The sequence below is a fragment of the Cellulophaga baltica genome (assembly GCF_900102165.1).
In the GTDB taxonomy this organism is placed as follows: Bacteria; Bacteroidota; Bacteroidia; order Flavobacteriales; family Flavobacteriaceae; genus Cellulophaga; species Cellulophaga baltica.
This window is the reverse complement of sequence record NZ_FNBD01000008.1, coordinates 147,082-166,536: the sequence shown is the minus strand read 5'-3', so window position 1 is coordinate 166,536 and position 19,455 is coordinate 147,082. Positions and strand designations below refer to the sequence as shown.

The window sequence follows — 19,455 nt, the reverse complement described above, 5'->3', positions numbered from 1 at the left end:
TTTTTAGTTAATCTTTGTTTTTCTTTTTTTTCTTTTTTTTCTTTTTTGTTTTGAATCTGTCTTTTTGTAATTTTTCAAAAGCTTCATACTTATCTTCCGGTAAGCCTGCTCTTAATTCTTCTTCTTGCTCTTTCACAATTTTCTCCATGGCCTCTCTTGTTTTTTCAGGAGCCAATTTTAAAATTTGCAATTCAATTCGTTTCTGTACACTTTTGGTTAAAATACTTCTAACAATAGCCTCTTCAAAAGGATTTAATCCTACAGATTCCGTGATGTTAGGCATTTCATTATCTACAATTTCTTCTGCAGTTAAAGCTTTTGGTTCTTCTTGTGGCGTTTGTGCTTGTGGTATAGAATTTCGTTGTCTACCATAACCATTTCCGCTACCGTTTCCGTAACCATTACCGTATTGTGCATTCACCTCTACAGAGGACACTATTAAAGCTAAAATTGCAATTAAAGAGTTTAAAAATATTTTCATGGTTAATAATATTATAAGATTATAAAACTAAAATAAGGTTTAAATTAACTTGGTTAAAAGTTTGTTAAAATGATTTAACCAAGTTTTATGCCAAAGAATAGCAAATTATATAATAGATAGAATAGAAGAAGAAGGGCGTCCAGTTACGGCTTTACTACCATTTACAATAATTGGTCGTTCTATTAGCTTTGGGTTTGCGACCATTGCCTTTATAACAGCTTCTTCGGATAGTACTTTTCCTTTAAATTCTTCCTTCCAAATTTTCTCGTTTTTCCGAACTAAAGCAATGGCAGGAATACCTAGCAGCTTTACAATTTCTGTAAGCTCTTTTTCGGTTACCGGTTTTTCTAGGTACTTAACCACTTCAAAATCTTTATTAGCATGTTCCAGAACAGCTAAGCCCTCTCTAGATTTTGAACATCTTGGATTATGATATATTTTGATCATTATATTTTTCAATTAAAAGGTTATTCTTCGTCTTTCTGGCCCATCATCATTAGAAAAGCTTTTAAAAACGTATCAATGTTACCATCCATAACCGCATCAACGTTTCCGGTTTCAGCACCTGTACGTACATCTTTAACCAACTTGTAAGGATGCATGACGTAGTTTCTAATTTGAGAACCCCATTCAATCTTCATTTTAGTAGATTCAATTTCTTGGCGCGCTTCCATCTTTTTGCGTAATTCTATTTCATAAAGCTGTGACTTAAGCATTTTTAATGCTGTAGCTCTATTATCATGTTGCGAACGAGAGTCTGAACACGAAATTTGAATGCCACTTGGTTTATGCGTTAATTGAACCTTTGTCTCTACCTTGTTAACGTTTTGCCCTCCAGCACCAGAAGACCTTGCCGTTGTAATTTCTATATCGGCAGGATTAATATCAATCTCAATACTATCATCTACTAATGGATACACATAGACAGAGGCAAAAGAAGTATGGCGTTTTGCATTACTATCAAAAGGAGAGATCCGAACCAATCTATGTACGCCATTTTCACCTTTTAGCCACCCAAAAGCAAATTCTCCATCAATCTCTAGGGTTACTGTTTTAATCCCAGCAACATCACCTTCTTGGTAATTGAGTTCTTTTATTTTAAAGCCATTTTTTTCACTCCACATCATATACATCCGCATTAACATGGCAGCCCAATCACAACTCTCTGTGCCTCCGGCACCGGCGGTAATTTGAAGAATAGCAGGAAGCTCATCACCTTCCTCAGAAAGCATGTTCTTAAACTCTAAATTCTCTATCGTATCTAAGGTCTTTGTGTAATGTTTTTCTACCTCTTCTTCTGTAATAGCACCTTCTTTTTGAAATTCTATCAGCACTTCAAGATCGGTCACTAAGGCTTCTGCGGTGTTGTAATCATCGACCCATTTTTTCTTAGATTGAATGAACTTCATATGCTCCTGAGCTTTTTGAGGATTATCCCAAAAGTCCGGTGCTAATGTTTTTTCTTGTTCATTTTCTATCTCTATAAGTTTGGTATCAACGTCAAAGGTACCTCCTTAACGCACCAAGGCGATCTAAAAGACCTTTGTATTGGTCTGTAGTAATTATCATTATTTATTTTATTTAAAGCAAAAATAAGCTTCTTTTTATAGGTATTCTCTACTAAAGATAAAAAAGATGTCTTACTGTTGTCGGCTAATTACTTGAACGGAATATTGGGTTTCATTTTGCCCTTGGCTACATACAATTCCTTTTAAAGGGGCGCAATCTTGGTAGTCTTTTCCATGACAAACTTTAATGTGATTAGAAGCTACTAGTACGTTATTGGTGGGGTCAAAACCTACCCAGCCTATGGTAGGAATATAGGCTTCAGCCCATGCATGCATTTGAGAATCACCAAAATATCCATTTCCTTGATGCAAGTAACCCGATACATACCTTGTAGGTATCTTATTATTACGGGCAATGGCGCAAAATAAATGCGTGAAATCTTGGCAAACCCCGTATTTTTTGGTAATGATATTGTTAAGTGTGGTATTCACATCGGTTACACCTACTTTAAAATAAATAGACTGATACGTCCAAGTGTTTAAAGCTTGTAAATTATCAAATAGTGATAGCGTATCATCTAATTGATATAACCCCATACTGCTATCAGGTAAAGTAGTAAAAGGGGTGTTTTTTAAAAATTGATCAAAATCTACTTTAAAATTTAATGAATTGAGCCTTAGATAGTCCTCTTTTATATTTTGTGAAGGATCAAATTCAAAGGGGTTAGCATCTTTTTTTAAAACCTTAAACTCAGCGTTGAAAGTAATTTCTTGAAAATTCTTTCTGGGGTTTACTCTTATCGTACTAAAACCATAACCATTTATTGAAAACTCATTCATTGCAGCCAAAGAATTGTTGAAGTCTGTAGTGATTAAATCTTGAGATTCATTAGTCTCTGGAATAATTAAAAATTGCCAATACGCACTGTGTACTTTATTTTCATAGGTGTTAGTAGTGTTATATCTAATACAGTATTCTAGTGGCATAAATTTTAAGAAATTGAGGCTGAGTTAAAGCCTTATAATTAGTTTAATAATTAAAAAATTCTTTTTCCATTTTTAAGCTTATTTCAGATAAATTATTCAAAATATTTTCAATAAATGCTTGAATATTACACTCAATTTCTTCGATGTGCTTATATTGTATCTCTGAACGAACCTTGCCAATTAAGAAAGCGGTCGCGTTTTTATTATAGTTTGTAGTGGTATCTAAAACTTTAATATGCCTATAAACCTGATTTAAACTATTCATTATAGAACGTGGGCAGTTTGGATTTAGAATTAAAAATTCTAAAGTTGAAACACTCGTAGGGGTTTTTTTGTAATGCCTTCTCATCATATCGTAAGATTCTGCACATTTCAACAGGGTTGTCCACTCAAAACTTTTACTAAACTTGTCTCCGTAGCCGCCTTGAGAGTTTAGAGCATCATTGTATTTTGCATTTATTATTCTGATTACTTGGGTAGCCCGCTCCATATTTATTCCTAACATAATAATTGCATACACCGGATCATGTAATAAAGTACCTCGTATTTTACCTCTTAAAATATCGGTCATTTCGGTGATATGCAATGTAAAATCATGTAAGCCATTTTTTACGAATATCGCTGGGTCATAATTTAGAATAAAATGGTAAAACTTATTTATAGCTTCATACAACTCTGTAGATATTAGGTCTCTAGCGCTATTAGCATTTTCTCGAGCTAGTTTTACATTATTAATTATAGAGTAAGGTGTATCGTGATCAACGCCTATTTTATATAATACATGCTCTTCTAATAGATGTTTATCATCATCTAGCTCTGGATCACCTACCATGAATAACATGGAACGTAAAACAAACTGTCTTGATTGCGAAAGTTGGTTTGGCGCATCAAGAGAAGAAAAATAATTTACATTTAGGTAGCGGGCAATATGTTCTGAACGTTCTATATATCGACCCATCCAGAATAGGTTGTTAGCGACTCTTGCAAGCATATGTTATATATTTTTTAGAACCCAAGTATCCTTGGATCCACCCCCTTGGGATGAGTTTACAATTAGATTTCCTTTTTGAAGAGCAACTCTCGTTAGACCACCCTTGAGTACAAATTCTTTATCCTTACCTAGAACCGTAAATGTTCTTAAATCAACATGGCGTTGTTCAAATTCTTCCGTTTCATCAATATATGTGGGGTGAACCGATAGCGACATGATAGGTTGTGCTACATATTTTCTAGGGCTCTCTATTATTTGCTCTTTGACTAGTTCAATTTCTGATGTAGACAATCGATTACCAATGGATATTCCGTATCCTCCAGCTTCATCTACAGGTTTAATAACTAGTTCATGTATATGATCTAAAACATACTTTAATTCTTCTGGTCTAGAACAATGATAGGTATGTACATTATTTAAAATAGGTTCTTCGTCTAAATAGTATTTTATAATTTGAGGCATATAGGTATAAACAGCCTTGTCATCGGCAACTCCTGTTCCTGGTGCATTCGCCAAAGTTACATTACCCTTTTTATAAGCAGCAAATAAGCCAGGAACGCCTATGGCAGAATCTGACTTAAATTCTAATGGGTCTAAGAATTGATCGTCTATTCTCCTGTAGATTATATCTACTTTAACAGGGCCTTTAATAGTTTTCATATAAACAAAATCATTCTCTACAAACAGATCCCGTCCTTCTACTAGTTCAACCCCCATTGTTTTTGCTAAATAAGAATGCTCATAAAAAGCAGAGTTGTACATTCCTGGAGTAATGACTACACAGTTGGGGATATCAACACCTTGCGGTTTTACACTTTCAAGTAGATCTAATAAATTTTCTGCGTAATTGGTTACGGAATAGGTTTGATAATGGTTGAAAACACCAAAAAGGGCACGCTTTAATGCCGTTCTATTGCAAATAACATAACTAACACCCGATGGGCAACGGATATTATCTTCTAAAACGTAGTATTTCCCGTCCTTATGTTTAATTACGTCAATACCAGAAATATGGTTGTAAATACCACCCGGAGGATCTACACCATTCATTTGATCTAAATAATTAGCGGAGGAGCTAATTAAATCCATTGGAACAATACCATCTCGGATGATATTTTTATCGTGGTAAATATCCCATAGAAACAGATTTAAAGCTTTACTGCGTTGTATGGATCCTTTTTCGATTATTTCCCATTCTTCTGGGTCAATAATTCTTGGGAAAAGATCAAAAGGAAAAATTTTCTCTTTAGTTTCTTTATCTCCATATACTTGAAAAGTTATACCTTGATTGAAAAAGGATGATTTTGCTTTTGAATTTAGCTTGACATAATCTTCAATAGAATGTTCTCCATAAAGATTAAATAATTTTTGATATACCTGCTTAATGGCTCCTTCTTCGTCAAAAATTTCATCATACAATTGACTATCTCGTTGGTACGAAGAAAATATTTTATTTTCAATATTTGTCATATGGTTAGAGTTTTAGTTAAGGTACTGGTTTTCATTAAATTCGATAGTGGTAAATTGATAATAAACACGCTGTATTTTAGTATTCAAATAAAAATAAATACTAAAAATTAACAAATTGCTTAATTTCTTATTTTAGGGCTATTAGGCTACCCATTCCATTGTTTTTTTATAGCTTTAAAAGCTAAAACCACCTGAAATGATATCGAAGAAATTACTTCTCTTAGTTTTATTATTAACTACACTAACTATTACCGCCCAGCTCGCTGAGAAACAAAAGAATTTTCAGAAATTTAAAGGACTGTTTAATTTCTCTTATGACAGTCAAAATGATAAAGTGTACTTAGAGGTAAACCAACTGAATAAAGAGTTTTTATATATCTATGCCTTAAGTAATGGAATAGGGAGTAATGATATAGGTTTAGACCGCGGACAATTGGGAAATGAGCAGGTGGTTTATTTTAAAAAAGCAGGGAACAAATTATTATTAATTCAGCCTAACTTAAAATACAGAGCTTTAACGGATAATGTTTTAGAGAAAAAATCTGTAACACAGGCTTTTGCCACCTCTGTCTTATTTGGCTTTAAAATTGAAGAAGAGAAAAATGGTGTCTATGTAATTGATATTACGGATTTTCTAATGCAAGATACCCATGGTGTGTCTAGTAGATTAAAGAGAGCACAACAAGGGTCATATAGTCTGGATAAAAGTAAGAGTGCTTTTAATTTAGAGCGGACCAAAGCTTTTCCTAATAATGTAGAATTAGATGTGTTATTAACTTTCAAAGGTGATGCTAAAGGGTCAGAATTAAGAAGCGTTGTTCCTAATGCAAATTTAGTTACTGTAGCACAACATCACTCTTTTATAGCATTGCCGGATGATAACTTCAAACAAAGAGTTTATGATCCTAGAAGTGGTTCTTACCCTTTTTCTTATTACGACTATGCCACTCCGGTTCAAGAGCCCATTTTAAAACAATTTATAAGAAGGCATCGTTTGGAAAAGAAAAATCCTCAGGCAGAAATTAGTGAGGCGGTTGCACCTATAGTTTATTATTTAGATAATGGTACCCCTGAGCCCGTAAGAAGTGCTTTATTAGAAGGAGGAAAATGGTGGAATCAAGCTTTTGAAGCTATTGGGTATAAAAATGCTTTTCAATTAAAAATGTTACCAGCAGATGCAGATCCTTTAGATGCTAGATATAATGTGATACAATGGGTGCACCGGTCTACAAGAGGGTGGAGTTATGGGAGTAGTATTACAGATCCTAGAACAGGAGAGATTATAAAAGGGCATGTAAGTTTGGGGAGTTTACGTATCCGTCAAGATTTTTTGATTGCGCAAGCATTGATGGATAAACCTTTTGAAACGCGAGATGATAACTATCAACCAATGTTAGCGTTAGCGCTAGCTCGAATACGCCAACTATCAGCACATGAAATTGGGCACACCCTAGGATTTGCGCATAATTTTGCAGCAAGTACCAATATGAATGCTTCAGTGATGGATTATCCACACCCTAAGTTTAATATTAAGAAAGATAAGATAGATTTTTCAGAAGCGTATGCAAGCGGAATTGGAGCTTGGGATAAGGTAACCGTAGCGTATTCTTATTCAGATTTTACCGAAGGAGAAAATGAATCCCAAGAATTAAATGCCATTCTAGAAGCGGCACAAAAAAAAGGATTGAGATATAGTACGGATCAAGATGCCAGACCTAAAGGAGTTACCAACGCCTTGAGTCATTTGTGGGACAATGGAAGCAGTCCTTCCGAAGAGTTAGAACATGTTTTAAAAGTTAGAGCCTTAGGTATTGACAATTTTTCGGTAGATAATATAAAGACGGGGGAAACCTATACTACTCTAGAAGATGTTTTTGTGCCCTTGTATCTTTTTCATAGGTATCAGGTAGAAGCAGCTTCCAAAGTAATTGGAGGAATAGATTTTAATTATGCGGTTAAAGGTGATGGGCAAATGGTAGTAAAAACGCTAGATGCTAAATTGCAGAGAGAAGCCTTGAAAAGTGTTCTTAAAACATTAGATGCTGCGGTAATTGCTATTCCTAAAGAAAAGTTAGCCTTATTTCCACCTAGGGCTTTTGGTAATTCTAGATCTAGAGAGTCTTTTGAAAGTAAAACGGGAATTGCCTTTGATCCTATTTCGGCGGCAGAAACAGCAGCAGACGTTACCTTAGGTTTTTTATTGCATCCTGAGAGAGCGTCAATACTAGTGGCGCAAAAAAGTATCGATGATAAAAACTTAGGTTTAGAGGAGGTGATACATCAAGTAATTGCGGCAACCTTTGAAAATGATAGTAAGGACGCTTACTTGTCTGAGGTACAAAAAGCAATTAATTATCGGGTGCTGTATTATTTGATGAATTTAGCTCATTCAGAAAAAGTACATAACCAGGTGAATGCTATTGCGCGGTTAAGCTTAAATAATTTAAAGCATGCGTACCAGCAGAAGAATGATGCTTTTTATTTTGAATTAGTTCATAGGATTAAACAATTTCAAGAACATCCAGATCAGTTTAAATTACTACCTGCTGAAAAAATCCCTGATGGCTCTCCTATTGGTATGGATTGTTATTAAATGAGTTGAAAAACAACCTTCTATATTTGATTAATTAATTTATAAGCAATAGGTTTATTGCTTTAAATAACAATACGTGCTATCCATGAGAATAAATTTAATTAGTGATACGGTTACAAAACCAACTCCAGGCATGTTGGAGGCTATGTTTACCGCAGAAGTAGGAGATGATGTTTTTAAAGAGGACCCTTCTATAAATGCTTTAGAAGAGAAAGTGGCTAAAATGTTTCATAAAGAGGTTGCTTTGTTTTTTCCTAGTGGCACAATGGCCAATCAGGCAGCTATAAAATTGCACACTCAACCGGCAGACCAATTAATTTGTGATAAATATGCTCATGTCTATAATTATGAAGGAGGAGGTATTAGTTTCAATAGCGGTGTCTCTTGTAAATTAGTAGATGGTAATAGAGGTATGATGACCGCTCTACAAGTAGCAGAGGCTATAAATCCGCCCGACTTTTATCATAGTCCGCTTACCACATTGGTGAGCATAGAAAATACTACAAATAAAGGTGGAGGTGCTTGTTGGGATTTTGATGAGCTAAAAAAAATACAAGCAGTTTGTAAAACACATCATCTAGGATATCATTTAGATGGCGCGCGTTTATGGAACGCAATGGTGGCTAAAAATGAAACACCACAACAATACGGTGAGCTCTTTGATACCATAAGTGTATGTTTTAGTAAAGGCTTAGGATGCCCTGTTGGATCTGTTTTGGTAGGGAATAAGGACATAATGCATAAGGCAATCAGAATCCGTAAACTATTAGGCGGAGGAATGCGCCAAGCGGGGTATTTAGCCGCAGCTGCAACCTATGCTTTAGACCACCATGTAGATAGATTGGCGGAAGATCATAAGAGAGCTAAAGAAATAGGAGAGCTCTTAACGCAATTACCATTTATTCAAAAAGTAGAACCTATAGAAACGAATATTATCATCTTTGAAATAGATGAATCCCTATTGAGTGCAGAACGTTTCTTAGAAAAACTAAAAGCAAATAATGTGCATATTATAGGAATGGGGCAAGGTAAACTACGCATTGTTACCCATTTGGATTATACAGAAGTAATGCATGAGGCATTTCTATCAATCTTAAAAAAAATATAGCTTAGGGTGTTGAAGTGGTATTGGGTACTACGATGTTTCGTAGGTTCTTAATACCATTTTCCATTCCGGCCTCTGAGGTATACAATTTAGAATTTCCTACAACTTTCCCTTGGTCATCCTTTAACATAAATAAAAACTCGCCTTTGTAGTTTGTCTTTCGTTCAAATAACAAAGGTTTCGTAACCAATATAGTTAAGTTTGCTGCAACTTGCTCTAAATCAGTCTTGTTGTTATAGGATATGCTTTCTAGTAGGGTATTCCCATTAGTACTTTCCAATTTAAACGCGTGATTTCCAAATTTATCTGTAAAATATTTAATCATGGCCTATTCTTTTTTGATCAAAATACGAAAAAAACAGGGAAATACTAGGCTTTATTTTGTAGGAAAATACAGTAAATTACATTTTAAAGTGTATTTTACCGATGAAATATGCATTTTAGCGATAAATTCCTTTTAGGTTTCTTTAACATATAGGTTTGACTCCAAAAGCCAATATATTTGCAATACTAAATATTAACATAACAAAACACATTTTAAAATGAGAAAAATTTTATTTTTATTGTCAGTTTTTTCTGCATCTATTTCGATGGCGCAAGATTTGCCGTCAAATCCTGAACCAGGTAAATGTTACGTACGTTGTACAACACCAGATGTATACGTAAATGAAACAGTAACGATTACCTTAAAGCCTGCTTATTCAGTTTTAAAAACTGTTCCTGCAACTTTCAAAACAGTAACTGAAAGCGTAGAAATTAAAGCAGCTGGAAAAAAATTAACGGTTGTTCCTGAGAAATGGGGTACAGAAACAATCAGTTATACATCTAAGCAAGGTGGTAATACTTTAAGTATTTCTCCTGCATCTTTTACAACAGGATCTGAAACAATTGAAATTAAGCCAGCATACGCACAGTGGGAACTTGGTGCAGCGGCTCCTGATTGTTCTTCTGGTAATCCGGATGATTGTAGATACTGGTGTTACAAAGGATACCCAGCAGAGTTTACTACAGTTTCTACAACCTTATTATCTTCTCCTGCTAGTGTTAGTAAAACACCAATAGGGTCTAAAGATGCTTCATATACAAGAAGAATTTTATTAGAGCCAGCTAAAGTAATTGAAGAAATTATTCCTGCTGAGTATAAAAACATTACTAAAACAGTTTTAGATAAAGATGCTTATACCGTTGAAGAAACTATTCCTGCAGTAACAAAAACTGTTTCTAAAGAAGTTTTAAAGGAAAAAGGTGGTTTAACAAGCTGGAAAGAAGTTGAATGTTCATTAGTAGAGTACCAAGCCTTACCAATTAACTGGAACTTAGGTAGTGCAACTTTAACTACGGAAGCTAAAAGCATCATTGATAATAGATTAATGCCTGTATTAGCTCAAAACCCTGGTGTTAAAGTAGAATTAGCTTCTCATACAGATGTAAGAGGTAATGCTGGATCTAATCAAGATTTGTCTGAAAGAAGAGCTAAAGCGGTTGCTGATTATTTAATATCTAAAGGAGTTAACTCTAGTTTATTAGTGGCAAACGGTTATGGTGAAACTAAGATTAAAAACAGATGTAAAGAAGGTGTTACTTGTACTGAAAGAGAGCACGCAGTAAATAGAAGAACTGAGTTTAGGTTAATTAATAACTAAATTCATAGTGTAGTAAGTTAGTCATAAAAGCCTTCTGATATCAGAAGGCTTTTTTAGTACCTAAGATTTAAAGTTTAGGTAGATATGTTTGTAGATAAGTAGCTGCATTGTGAATAATAAGTGTTTATAGTTGCTAATGGCACTTATCGCATGATACAACTACAAGCAATTAAAAACATCAGTAGGCTCAAAGTTACAACTGCAGTTGGCCAATTCACAGGGTATAATTTACTTCTTTAAAGCTCTTATAGAGAGATGTACTTACAATTTAATACAGTATGTATCTTGGTTATGGCCTATGTCTGGGCTATTGTAAACAATAAAGCCGCATTTTAGAATTCTAAAATGCGGCTTTCTTTACAAGTTTTTTGTAGTAAATTATAACACTTTTATTTGTAATATTTATCTAAGAACTTGGTGTGATACTGAATCTCTCCATTCATGCTATAACCAGATAAAGCACCTAGTTCTTTGCCATTATCATTTAAGATTTTTAACATAGGAACACTACCTCTTTTATTATATTTAGAGGCTAATTCTTTATTATGAGCTAATTGATCAGCACTCAATAAATCTCTATTTCTAGGAATATCAATATAAAGTAATACATACTCTTTAGCATAGGTATCAAAACTAGCTGTTTCAAAAAAATCTTTTTTCAAAGCAATACAAGGGGGACACCAATCACTACCCGTAAAAAAAACAAGAATATTTTTATCTTCTTTTTCTGCTTTTTTCACTGCGGTTTTATAGTCTGTAGTCCAATCTGACTTTTTTACGATTAGTTCTCCTTGTGCACAAAGTAGCACAGGAAACAAGAGCGCAATTAATAATTTTTTCATTGGTTTGTATTTAATTATTTAAATAACGAATCCATTCCAGGAATATTGGGCATACCATCTTTCGCAACGGCAGAAAGTTCTGCTTCATTTACATTGGTAGCTTTTTCTATAGCTTTATTTAATACTAGTATGAGGTAGTCTTCTAATTGTTCCTTATCGGCTAATAATTCGTCATCAATAGAAATTTCTTTAATAACCCTATTCGCATTTAGAGTAACCTTAAGTTTTCCATCAGAAGATTTTTCATCTACTAGTATCGTATGCATTCTTTCTTTGGTAACTTTAATTTTTTCTTGGGTTTCTTTTAGCTTACCCATCATGCCCATCATATCTCCAAACATAGTTGTTGTATTAGTATTTAATTTTCAAAAGTAATAAATTGTGGTGTTAAATTTTTTATGCAATGAGATGTATCCTAAAAAAAGCGTTTATTTTTCTTTTAAGTATTAGTTTTGCTGCTTCTTGTAAAAGCGATAAAAAAATTATGTCTCAAAATACTGTACCTGTTGCAAAAAAGATGCCGAAATCATTATCGATTCACGGAGATACACGAATTGATAATTATTATTGGCTCAATGATAGAGAAGATAAGGAGGTTCTTGATTATTTAAATGAAGAAAAAACCTACTACGAAAAAATGATGCAGCACACGGTTTCATTTCAGAACACATTATTTGAAGAAATGAAATCTAGAATAAAAGAAGATGACTCTTCTGTACCTTATAGGCAAAATGGATATTGGTACGCTACGCGTTATGAGTTGGGAAAAGAATATCCCATTTACTCTAGAAAGGCAGATCTAGACAATGCAGAAGTTCAAGAATTGTTTGATTGCAATGTTATGGCGCAAGGTTTAGATTATTTTAAATTGGGTGGTATTGCGGTTAGTCCTAATAATGAATTAGCAGTTTATGGGGTTGATGACGTTTCTAGAAGAGAATACACTTTAAAGGTTAAAAACTTAAGTACCAGAGAACTGTATAAAGATACGATAGAAAAAACCACAGGAGGTGCGGTTTGGGCCAATGATAATAAGACCTTTTTTTATTCTAAGAAAGATCCTGTAACCTTAAGATCAGACAAAATTTATAAGCATGTTTTGGGGACTTCGACAGTAGAAGATGTTTTAGTTTTTAATGAAGAAGATGAAACTTTTGACTGCTTTGTTTATAAGACAAAATCTAAAAAGTATATAGTAATAGGTTCTTCTAGTACACTAACCTCAGAGTATAGAATTATAAAGTCTGATGATCCTAATGGTGATTTTAAGGTTTTTGCAGAAAGAGCACGCGGTATAGAATATTCTATAGCACATTATAAAGATGATTTTTATATCCTTACTAATAAGGACGATGCCACCAATTTTAAATTAATGAAAACGGCTGAAGCGAATACGAGCTCAGCATCTTGGGAAGACTTTATTCCGCATAGGAAAGACGTTCTTTTAGAGGATATTGAAATATTCAAGGATTTCTATGTCATTTCTGAGAGAGAAAATGGATTGGCAAAAATTAAGATTGTTCGTTGGGATTCTGGAGAAAGTTATTTTTTACCATTTGAAGACGAAACTTATACGGCTTATGTGGGTACTAATCCAGATTTTGATACGGAAATAGTTCGTTACGGTTATAATTCACTGACAACCCCAAGTTCTATTATCGATTTTAATATGCGTACCCAAGAGAAAGATATTAAAAAAGAACAAGAGGTTTTAGGAGGTAAATTCCTTAAAGAAAATTATACTTCAGAGCGCATTTGGGCAACGGCAAGAGACGGGGTGAAAATTCCTATGTCTGTAGTTTATCATAAGGATACGAAGCTAGATGGTTCAAGTCCGCTTTTGCAATACGGTTATGGTTCTTATGGTTATACCTTAGATCCAAATTTTTCTACGGTAAGATTAAGCTTATTAGATCGTGGGTTTATTTACGTGATAGCTCATGTACGTGGCAGTGAGTATTTAGGAAGGCAATGGTATGAAGATGGAAAACTTCTAAAGAAACAAAATTCCTTCACAGATTTTATAGATTGCTCAAAATACTTGATAGCGCATAAATATACCAGTCCAGAACATTTATATGCAGAAGGCGGTTCTGCAGGGGGCTTGTTAATGGGCGCCGTGGTGAATATGGAGCCTAGTTTATATCATGGTGTTATCGCAGCTGTACCTTTTGTAGATGTGGTGACCACAATGTTAGATGATACTATTCCGTTAACGACAGGAGAATATGATGAATGGGGAAACCCTAATGATAAGGCGTATTATGAGTATATGAAAGCGTATTCCCCTTATGATAATGTAACATCTATAGAGTATCCCAACATGCTTATAACAACAGGGTTACATGATTCTCAGGTACAATATTGGGAACCCGCAAAATGGGTAGCCAAACTAAGAGATTTGAAAAAAGATTCAAATTTATTATTGTTTGATATTAATATGGATGCGGGTCATGGTGGTGCATCTGGACGTTTTGAGTCCCTAAAAGAAGTGGCAAAAGAATACGCTTTTTTAATTGATTTGGAAAAGAAAATCAATTAATGGAAAAAATTCAATAAATTTGTAGCTTATTGTTGTGTTTATATCAAAAAAACAACGTAGCAGTAATTGTATAACTTAGATCCAACAAATGGAAAATAAGATAAACGCTCATAATAACGTTTTAGAACTAATAGGAAATACGCCATTAGTTAAATTAAATAGAGTAGCAGAATCATTCACTGGTAATTTTTACGCCAAAGTAGAAGCTTTTAATCCAGGACACTCTTCAAAGGATAGAATTGCTAATTTCATTATTGAAGAAGCAGAACGCAAAGGTTTACTTAAGCCAGGTAGTACAATCATAGAAACAACTTCAGGTAATACGGGTTTTAGTATTGCTATGGTTAGTATAATTAAAGGCTACAAGTGTATTTTAGCGGTTAGTTCAAAATCTTCACTAGATAAAATTGATATGTTACGCTCCATGGGAGCTGAGGTGTATGTGTGCCCTGCACATGTAGCTCCAGAAGATCCTAGATCCTATTATCAAGTAGCGAAACGTCTTCATGAAGAAACGAAGGATAGTATCTATATCAATCAGTATTTTAATAAATTAAATACAGAGGCACATTATAGATCTACCGGTCCAGAAATTTGGAAACAAACCAACGGTCATATTACACATTTAGTAGCGTGTAGTGGAACGGGAGGAACGATTTCAGGAACAGCAGCCTACTTAAAGGAGCAAAATCCCAATATTAAAGTTATTGGAGTAGATGCTTACGGTTCTGTTTTAAAAAAATATCACGAGACTAGAGAGTTTGATAGTAAAGAAATTTATCCGTACCGTATTGAAGGTTTAGGGAAAAATTTGATTCCAGATTCTATTAATTTTGATGTGATTGATACTTTTGTAAAAGTCACAGATGAAGAAAGTGCACACTCTGCTAGAGAAATATCTAGAAAAGAAGGTATGTTCGTCGGGTATACAAGTGGTGCGGCTTTACAAGCTATTAGACAATTAGATGCGGAAGGTGAATTTGATGAAAACAGTAACGTAGTCGTTATTTTTCCTGATCACGGGTCTCGTTATATGAGCAAAGTGTACAGTGATAAATGGATGTCGGATCAAGGTTTTTTTGATGCAAAATCTACAGAAGAAGTGCAAGAAGTGCAGTATATTAAATAGCACATTAAAATAATATTTATTTAAAGCAATGGTTCATTTGAATCATTGCTTTTTTTTGTATGTATATTTTATGAAAACATCCTAAAAATCTTTACTTTTGCGGTAAATTCAATTTAATTTAGAATGAGAGATTTATTTGAAAGAATAATCGAGAATAAAGGACCATTAGGGAAATGGGCATCACAAGCTGAAGGTTATTTTGTATTCCCAAAACTTGAAGGACCTATTTCTAATCGTATGAAGTTCCAAGGTAAGGAAGTTCTAACGTGGAGTATTAATGATTATTTAGGTCTTGCTAATTTACCGGAAATTAAAAAAGTTGACGGAGAAGCAGCAGCTGAATACGGAGCTGCATACCCTATGGGGGCGCGTATGATGAGTGGTCATACCGATTTTCATGAACAATTAGAGCAAGAACTAGCTACTTTCGTAAGTAAAGAATCTGCTTATCTTCTAAACTTCGGATACCAAGGTATCATGTCTGCAATAGACGCGTTGGTAGGTAAAGATGATATTATTGTTTATGATGTAGATTCTCATGCATGTATTATAGATGGTGTTCGTTTGCATATGGGTAAACGTTTTACCTTTAAGCATAATGATATAGAGAGCCTTGAAAAAAACCTTGATCGTGCTACGAAAATGGCAGAGCAGACAGGTGGTGGTATACTAGTGATTTCTGAGGGAGTTTTTGGTATGCGTGGAGAGCAAGGTAGATTAAAAGAAATTGTAGCTTTAAAAGAGAAATACAATTTTAGACTTCTTGTAGATGATGCACATGGTTTTGGTACTTTAGGTAAAACTGGTGCAGGAGCAGGTGAGGAGCAAGGCGTTCAAGATGGTATTGATGTTTATTTTGCAACTTTCGCAAAATCTATGGCAGGTATCGGAGCTTTTTTAGCTGCAGATAAAGGCATTATTGATTATTTAAAATATAACTTACGTTCTCAGATGTTTGCTAAATCATTACCAATGGTTTATGTAAAAGGAGCTTTAAAACGTTTAGATATGTTACGTACCATGCCACAACTTAAGAATAAGTTATGGGAAAACGTAAATGCATTGCAAAACGGACTTAAAGAACGTGGCTTTGATATTGGAACAACAACTAGTTGTGTAACTCCTGTATATTTAAACGGGAGTATTCCTGAGGCAATGGCTTTAGTAAAAGATTTACGTGAGAACCACGGTATCTTTTGTTCTATCGTTGTTTATCCAGTAATTCCAAAAGGATTAATTTTACTTCGTATGATTCCTACAGCAACGCATACTTTAGAGGATGTTGCTGTTACTTTAGAAGCTTTCTCTGCAATTAGAGAACGCTTAGAGAATGGAACTTACAAAAGACTTTCTGCTGCCGTAGCTGCTGCTATGGGTGAGTAATAAGTTTTATAATGTAGTATAAAAAAAGTCCCGAGTGTAATTAAATTACACTCGGGACTTTTTTATTTTAAGTAATCTTGTATGCTATAGATTTTTGCGATACGTTCTTCTGCGTTTATAAATTTCGGGATCAAAATTTTTCCACAGTTGTTTTATCGCAATATTTTCTTCTAACTCAGGAGTTCTTACACAAGTTTGAATTCCTCTTTCCGTAAAGGTTTTGTAGTATTCGTTAAATATAATCGCTGTAACGCCTTTATTTTGATAATCTGGGTGTACCCCTATTAAATAAAAGATTACTTCTTTACTGTGCTTCTTAGACTTTAATAGGTGAAAAATTCCTGTTGGAAAAAGTTTCCCTTTAGCTTTTTGTAGCGCATGAGAAAAAGAAGGCATTACAATACCAAAAGCAACTAGTTTATCATCTTTATCTACCACAAATTTTATATACTCAGGATTTATGAAGCTGATGTATTTTTTCTTGAAATATGCTTTTTGTATTTCTGTAATCGGCACAAAGGAAGATAAAGAGGCGTAAGACTCATTAAATAAATCAAACATCTTGTCTGCCATTGGCATCACATCTTTAGTCTTGGTAAAATTTATAGGACGTAAATTATATCGTTTTTTTATGAGTTCATTTGCTTTAGCATAGAACTTAGGGTCGGCATTAGCAAAAGGAAATCTATTTTCCATGTATTCCTTTTCTTTGGCAAATCCTAAACTTTCATAATGGTTCACGTAATAAGAATGGTTATACCAAGTAATCATGGTTCCAATCTCTTCAAAGCCTTCTGTAAGTACACCAACTTTGTCTAAATTAGAAAACCCAACAGGGCCCTCCATATACTCCAGATTATTTTTACTTCCTATTTCTTTAACTTTAGTAATTAATGCTTTAGAAACTTCCAAATCATCAATAAAATCAAACCAACCAAATCTCATTTTAGAAACTTTTTGTTGCTTAATTTCAATCCAATTGACAATAGCTACCACGCGTCCTACAATTTCATTATTCTTATAGGCAAGGAATAAAGTAGCTTCTGCATCTTTAAATGCAGGGTTTTTGTCTTTGTTAAAGGTTTCCATTTCATCAGCAATGATCGGTGGAACCCAATATTTAGAATCTTTATATAAGGTAAAAGGGAATTTTACAAACTTTTTAATATCTGCTGTTGTCTTAACTTCTGAAACTGTAATCATGTGTGCTCTTTTGAAGTATCAATATTAGCAATATTAATCAACATCTTAAAGCGCGTTGAGAAGTTAATGTCTAAAATTATTTTTTAAAACGAAGGTGTTAAAAGTCAATAGCCCCATTATCTCCTTTTTTCTTTTTCTTTTCTGCTTTTTTTAGCTTCTTCAATTGTTTTTTTGTCGGACCTAAATCTACATCTTCTGCTCCTGAACCATCATCTTTCTTAGATTTTTTGGCTTTCTTTTTCATATCCTTTTTACCAATTTGACCGTTTTCACCACCTTTCTGCTCGTCAATCGGTATAATCTTATCTTGATGTTTGTCAATACGGTAGGAAAGGCCAAGGGTGCCAAACATTCGCGTTGGTGTATCTTTAAAGCTTCCTCCAAAGGTGATATCTGCTTGCATGTTTTTACTAAATAAATGGGCAATACCTGTGCGATATAATGCATCGGCATAACGATCACTTTTAATACCTTGTTGTTCTAAAAAGATACTCCACTTAGGGTTTCTAAACGCGTGCGTAAGCGATACGATGTAGCTCCATTCTGGAAATTCAGAGCCGATTCTATCGTAAGCAATGTTAGATATAAATACAACTCTTGGCGAAATTTTACTTTGAGTAGCCAGCATCACGCGGGGTGTAACAGTGCCATCACCAATATAGTAAGGGTTTTCTCCTAAATTAAATGTAGCTCCTGCGTATAATGATACGGCAGGAAGTAAATTACGCCATCTAAATTTGTGATTGGCTCTCCAACTTAGTAAATTAGGTTTATTGCGTTCTGGATTTTTAAAAGGATCATAAATTAAATATTTTAAACCAACTCTATTTCTTGAAAAATCGGTTATAGATTGATCTGGTAAAGAGTTCGTATACGTAATGTTTTCTTTTTGATATGTGCCCTCGTAAATTAATTCTAACTTTTCAAATAAAAGACCATAACGCAATGCTAATTCTGCACTCCATATACTAGAATCAGAATTTAAAAGAATATGATCTTGTTGCTCATATCCTACACCAAATTCTGCTTGAATTACATTTTTACCAACAGCATACGCACTAACAGATTGTCCTGGACGGTTAGAATTTATCACATCTGTATACTGTGATGATGCTACTAGGGTATAAAGAAAAACAGTAACTGCAAGAATTTTTTTCATGATATAAAGTTCTGTGACGTACGGTATGCAACGGTTTTATTAATATTTTAAGATTTTCATCGCCGTAATGCGGATTGATAATTGTATTTTTGATATTAATTATTTGAACAATATGGCTTTCTTAAAAACGATATTAATCATACTATTAGTATATTATTTATTTAAAATATTAATAAAATTATTTGCGCCTAAAATATTGAATTATGCGGGCAAAAAAGCAGAACAACATTTTAGAGAAAAATTTCAGGGTTTTAATACGCAACAACCATCTCAAAACAGTACAGAAGAAGGTGATGTGATTATTGAAAATAACACTACAAGAAAATCTAATTCTTCAAAAAAAGTTGGAGAATACATAGATTTTGAAGAAATTGATTAATTTCCCTCTTTTTTAAACAACCAACCAAGATACCGTAGTG

18 protein-coding genes are annotated in these 19,455 nt (G+C 33.9%); 7 read left to right on the top strand and 11 right to left on the bottom strand.

Features of this window, described 5'->3' with window-relative positions:
- Positions 1-7: 7 nt before the first annotated feature.
- From BLQ19_RS14740 to BLQ19_RS14715, 6 genes are all read right to left on the bottom strand, one after another.
- Positions 8-481 carry a hypothetical protein gene (locus BLQ19_RS14740; RefSeq protein ID WP_024480605.1) on the bottom strand — a complete coding sequence of 158 codons (474 nt, stop codon included), beginning with the start codon at positions 479-481 and terminating at the stop codon, positions 8-10.
- A gap of 105 nt (positions 482-586) precedes the next feature.
- Positions 587-928 carry an arsenate reductase (glutaredoxin) gene (arsC, locus tag BLQ19_RS14735; protein WP_074538853.1) on the bottom strand — a complete coding sequence of 114 codons (342 nt, stop codon included), beginning with the start codon at positions 926-928 and terminating at the stop codon, positions 587-589.
- A 20-nt stretch (positions 929-948) separates the two neighbouring features.
- A protein-coding gene (prfB, locus tag BLQ19_RS14730) for a peptide chain release factor 2 (protein WP_139150270.1) occupies positions 949-2,047 on the bottom strand; the annotation gives its coding sequence in 2 pieces (ribosomal slippage) (positions 949-1,983 and positions 1,985-2,047; 1,098 coding nt in all).
- A gap of 74 nt (positions 2,048-2,121) precedes the next feature.
- Positions 2,122-2,976 carry a transglutaminase-like domain-containing protein gene (locus tag BLQ19_RS14725; protein WP_074538852.1) on the bottom strand — a complete coding sequence of 285 codons (855 nt, stop codon included), beginning with the start codon at positions 2,974-2,976 and terminating at the stop codon, positions 2,122-2,124.
- 43 nt (positions 2,977-3,019) lie between these two features.
- On the bottom strand, positions 3,020-3,967 hold the full coding sequence (locus BLQ19_RS14720) for an alpha-E domain-containing protein (RefSeq protein WP_024480609.1): 948 nt from the start codon (positions 3,965-3,967) through the stop codon (positions 3,020-3,022).
- A 3-nt stretch (positions 3,968-3,970) separates the two neighbouring features.
- A complete protein-coding gene (locus tag BLQ19_RS14715) occupies positions 3,971-5,437 on the bottom strand; it encodes a circularly permuted type 2 ATP-grasp protein (protein WP_024480610.1) in 1,467 nt (488 codons plus the stop codon).
- 196 nt (positions 5,438-5,633) lie between these two features.
- Here BLQ19_RS14715 and BLQ19_RS14710 point away from each other — a divergent pair, with 196 nt between their 5' ends.
- On the top strand, positions 5,634-8,030 hold the full coding sequence (locus BLQ19_RS14710; protein WP_074538851.1) for a zinc-dependent metalloprotease: 2,397 nt from the start codon (positions 5,634-5,636) through the stop codon (positions 8,028-8,030).
- A gap of 85 nt (positions 8,031-8,115) precedes the next feature.
- Positions 8,116-9,138, top strand: coding sequence for a threonine aldolase family protein (locus BLQ19_RS14705; RefSeq protein WP_074538850.1), 1,023 nt, complete (start codon positions 8,116-8,118; stop codon positions 9,136-9,138).
- Between the two features lies 1 nt (position 9,139).
- Here the strand turns inward: BLQ19_RS14705 and BLQ19_RS14700 are convergent, their stop codons facing one another.
- Complete coding sequence (locus BLQ19_RS14700) at positions 9,140-9,460, bottom strand: YegP family protein (protein WP_024480613.1); 321 nt, start codon at positions 9,458-9,460, stop codon at positions 9,140-9,142.
- A 217-nt stretch (positions 9,461-9,677) separates the two neighbouring features.
- Here BLQ19_RS14700 and BLQ19_RS14695 point away from each other — a divergent pair, with 217 nt between their 5' ends.
- Positions 9,678-10,778: an OmpA family protein gene (locus BLQ19_RS14695; RefSeq protein WP_024480614.1), complete on the top strand. Its 1,101-nt coding sequence runs from the start codon at positions 9,678-9,680 to the stop codon at positions 10,776-10,778.
- A 389-nt stretch (positions 10,779-11,167) separates the two neighbouring features.
- Here the strand turns inward: BLQ19_RS14695 and BLQ19_RS14690 are convergent, their stop codons facing one another.
- Complete coding sequence (locus BLQ19_RS14690; protein WP_024480615.1) at positions 11,168-11,620, bottom strand: thioredoxin family protein; 453 nt, start codon at positions 11,618-11,620, stop codon at positions 11,168-11,170.
- 14 nt (positions 11,621-11,634) lie between these two features.
- Positions 11,635-11,961, bottom strand: a complete 327-nt coding sequence (locus BLQ19_RS14685; protein WP_024480616.1) for a YbaB/EbfC family nucleoid-associated protein — start codon at positions 11,959-11,961, stop codon at positions 11,635-11,637.
- A gap of 62 nt (positions 11,962-12,023) precedes the next feature.
- On the opposite strand from BLQ19_RS14685, the gene BLQ19_RS14680 reads away from it, so the two are divergent.
- The 3 genes from BLQ19_RS14680 to capB all read left to right on the top strand — a co-directional run bounded on the left by BLQ19_RS14680 (position 12,024) and on the right by capB (position 16,674).
- A complete protein-coding gene (locus tag BLQ19_RS14680; protein WP_074538849.1) occupies positions 12,024-14,162 on the top strand; it encodes a S9 family peptidase in 2,139 nt (712 codons plus the stop codon).
- A gap of 88 nt (positions 14,163-14,250) precedes the next feature.
- On the top strand, positions 14,251-15,291 hold the full coding sequence (gene capA, locus BLQ19_RS14675) for a cysteate synthase (protein WP_029446342.1): 1,041 nt from the start codon (positions 14,251-14,253) through the stop codon (positions 15,289-15,291).
- Positions 15,292-15,414: 123 nt separating this feature from the next.
- The gene (gene capB / locus BLQ19_RS14670) at positions 15,415-16,674 is read left to right on the top strand and encodes a cysteate-C-fatty acyltransferase (protein ID WP_025615011.1); all 1,260 of its coding nucleotides are present in this window, start codon (positions 15,415-15,417) and stop codon (positions 16,672-16,674) included.
- An 84-nt stretch (positions 16,675-16,758) separates the two neighbouring features.
- On the opposite strand, the gene BLQ19_RS14665 is transcribed toward capB, so the two are convergent.
- Together BLQ19_RS14665 and BLQ19_RS14660 are read right to left on the bottom strand one after the other, a co-directional pair.
- Positions 16,759-17,877 carry a hypothetical protein gene (locus BLQ19_RS14665; RefSeq protein ID WP_025615012.1) on the bottom strand — a complete coding sequence of 373 codons (1,119 nt, stop codon included), beginning with the start codon at positions 17,875-17,877 and terminating at the stop codon, positions 16,759-16,761.
- 97 nt (positions 17,878-17,974) lie between these two features.
- Entirely contained in the window at positions 17,975-19,036 is a 1,062-nt protein-coding gene (locus BLQ19_RS14660; protein WP_074538848.1) for a transporter, read from the bottom strand.
- A 112-nt stretch (positions 19,037-19,148) separates the two neighbouring features.
- Between BLQ19_RS14660 and BLQ19_RS14655 the strand changes: the two genes are divergently transcribed.
- Positions 19,149-19,415: a DUF4834 family protein gene (locus BLQ19_RS14655; RefSeq protein ID WP_024480622.1), complete on the top strand. Its 267-nt coding sequence runs from the start codon at positions 19,149-19,151 to the stop codon at positions 19,413-19,415.
- Positions 19,416-19,455 lie beyond the last annotated feature (40 nt).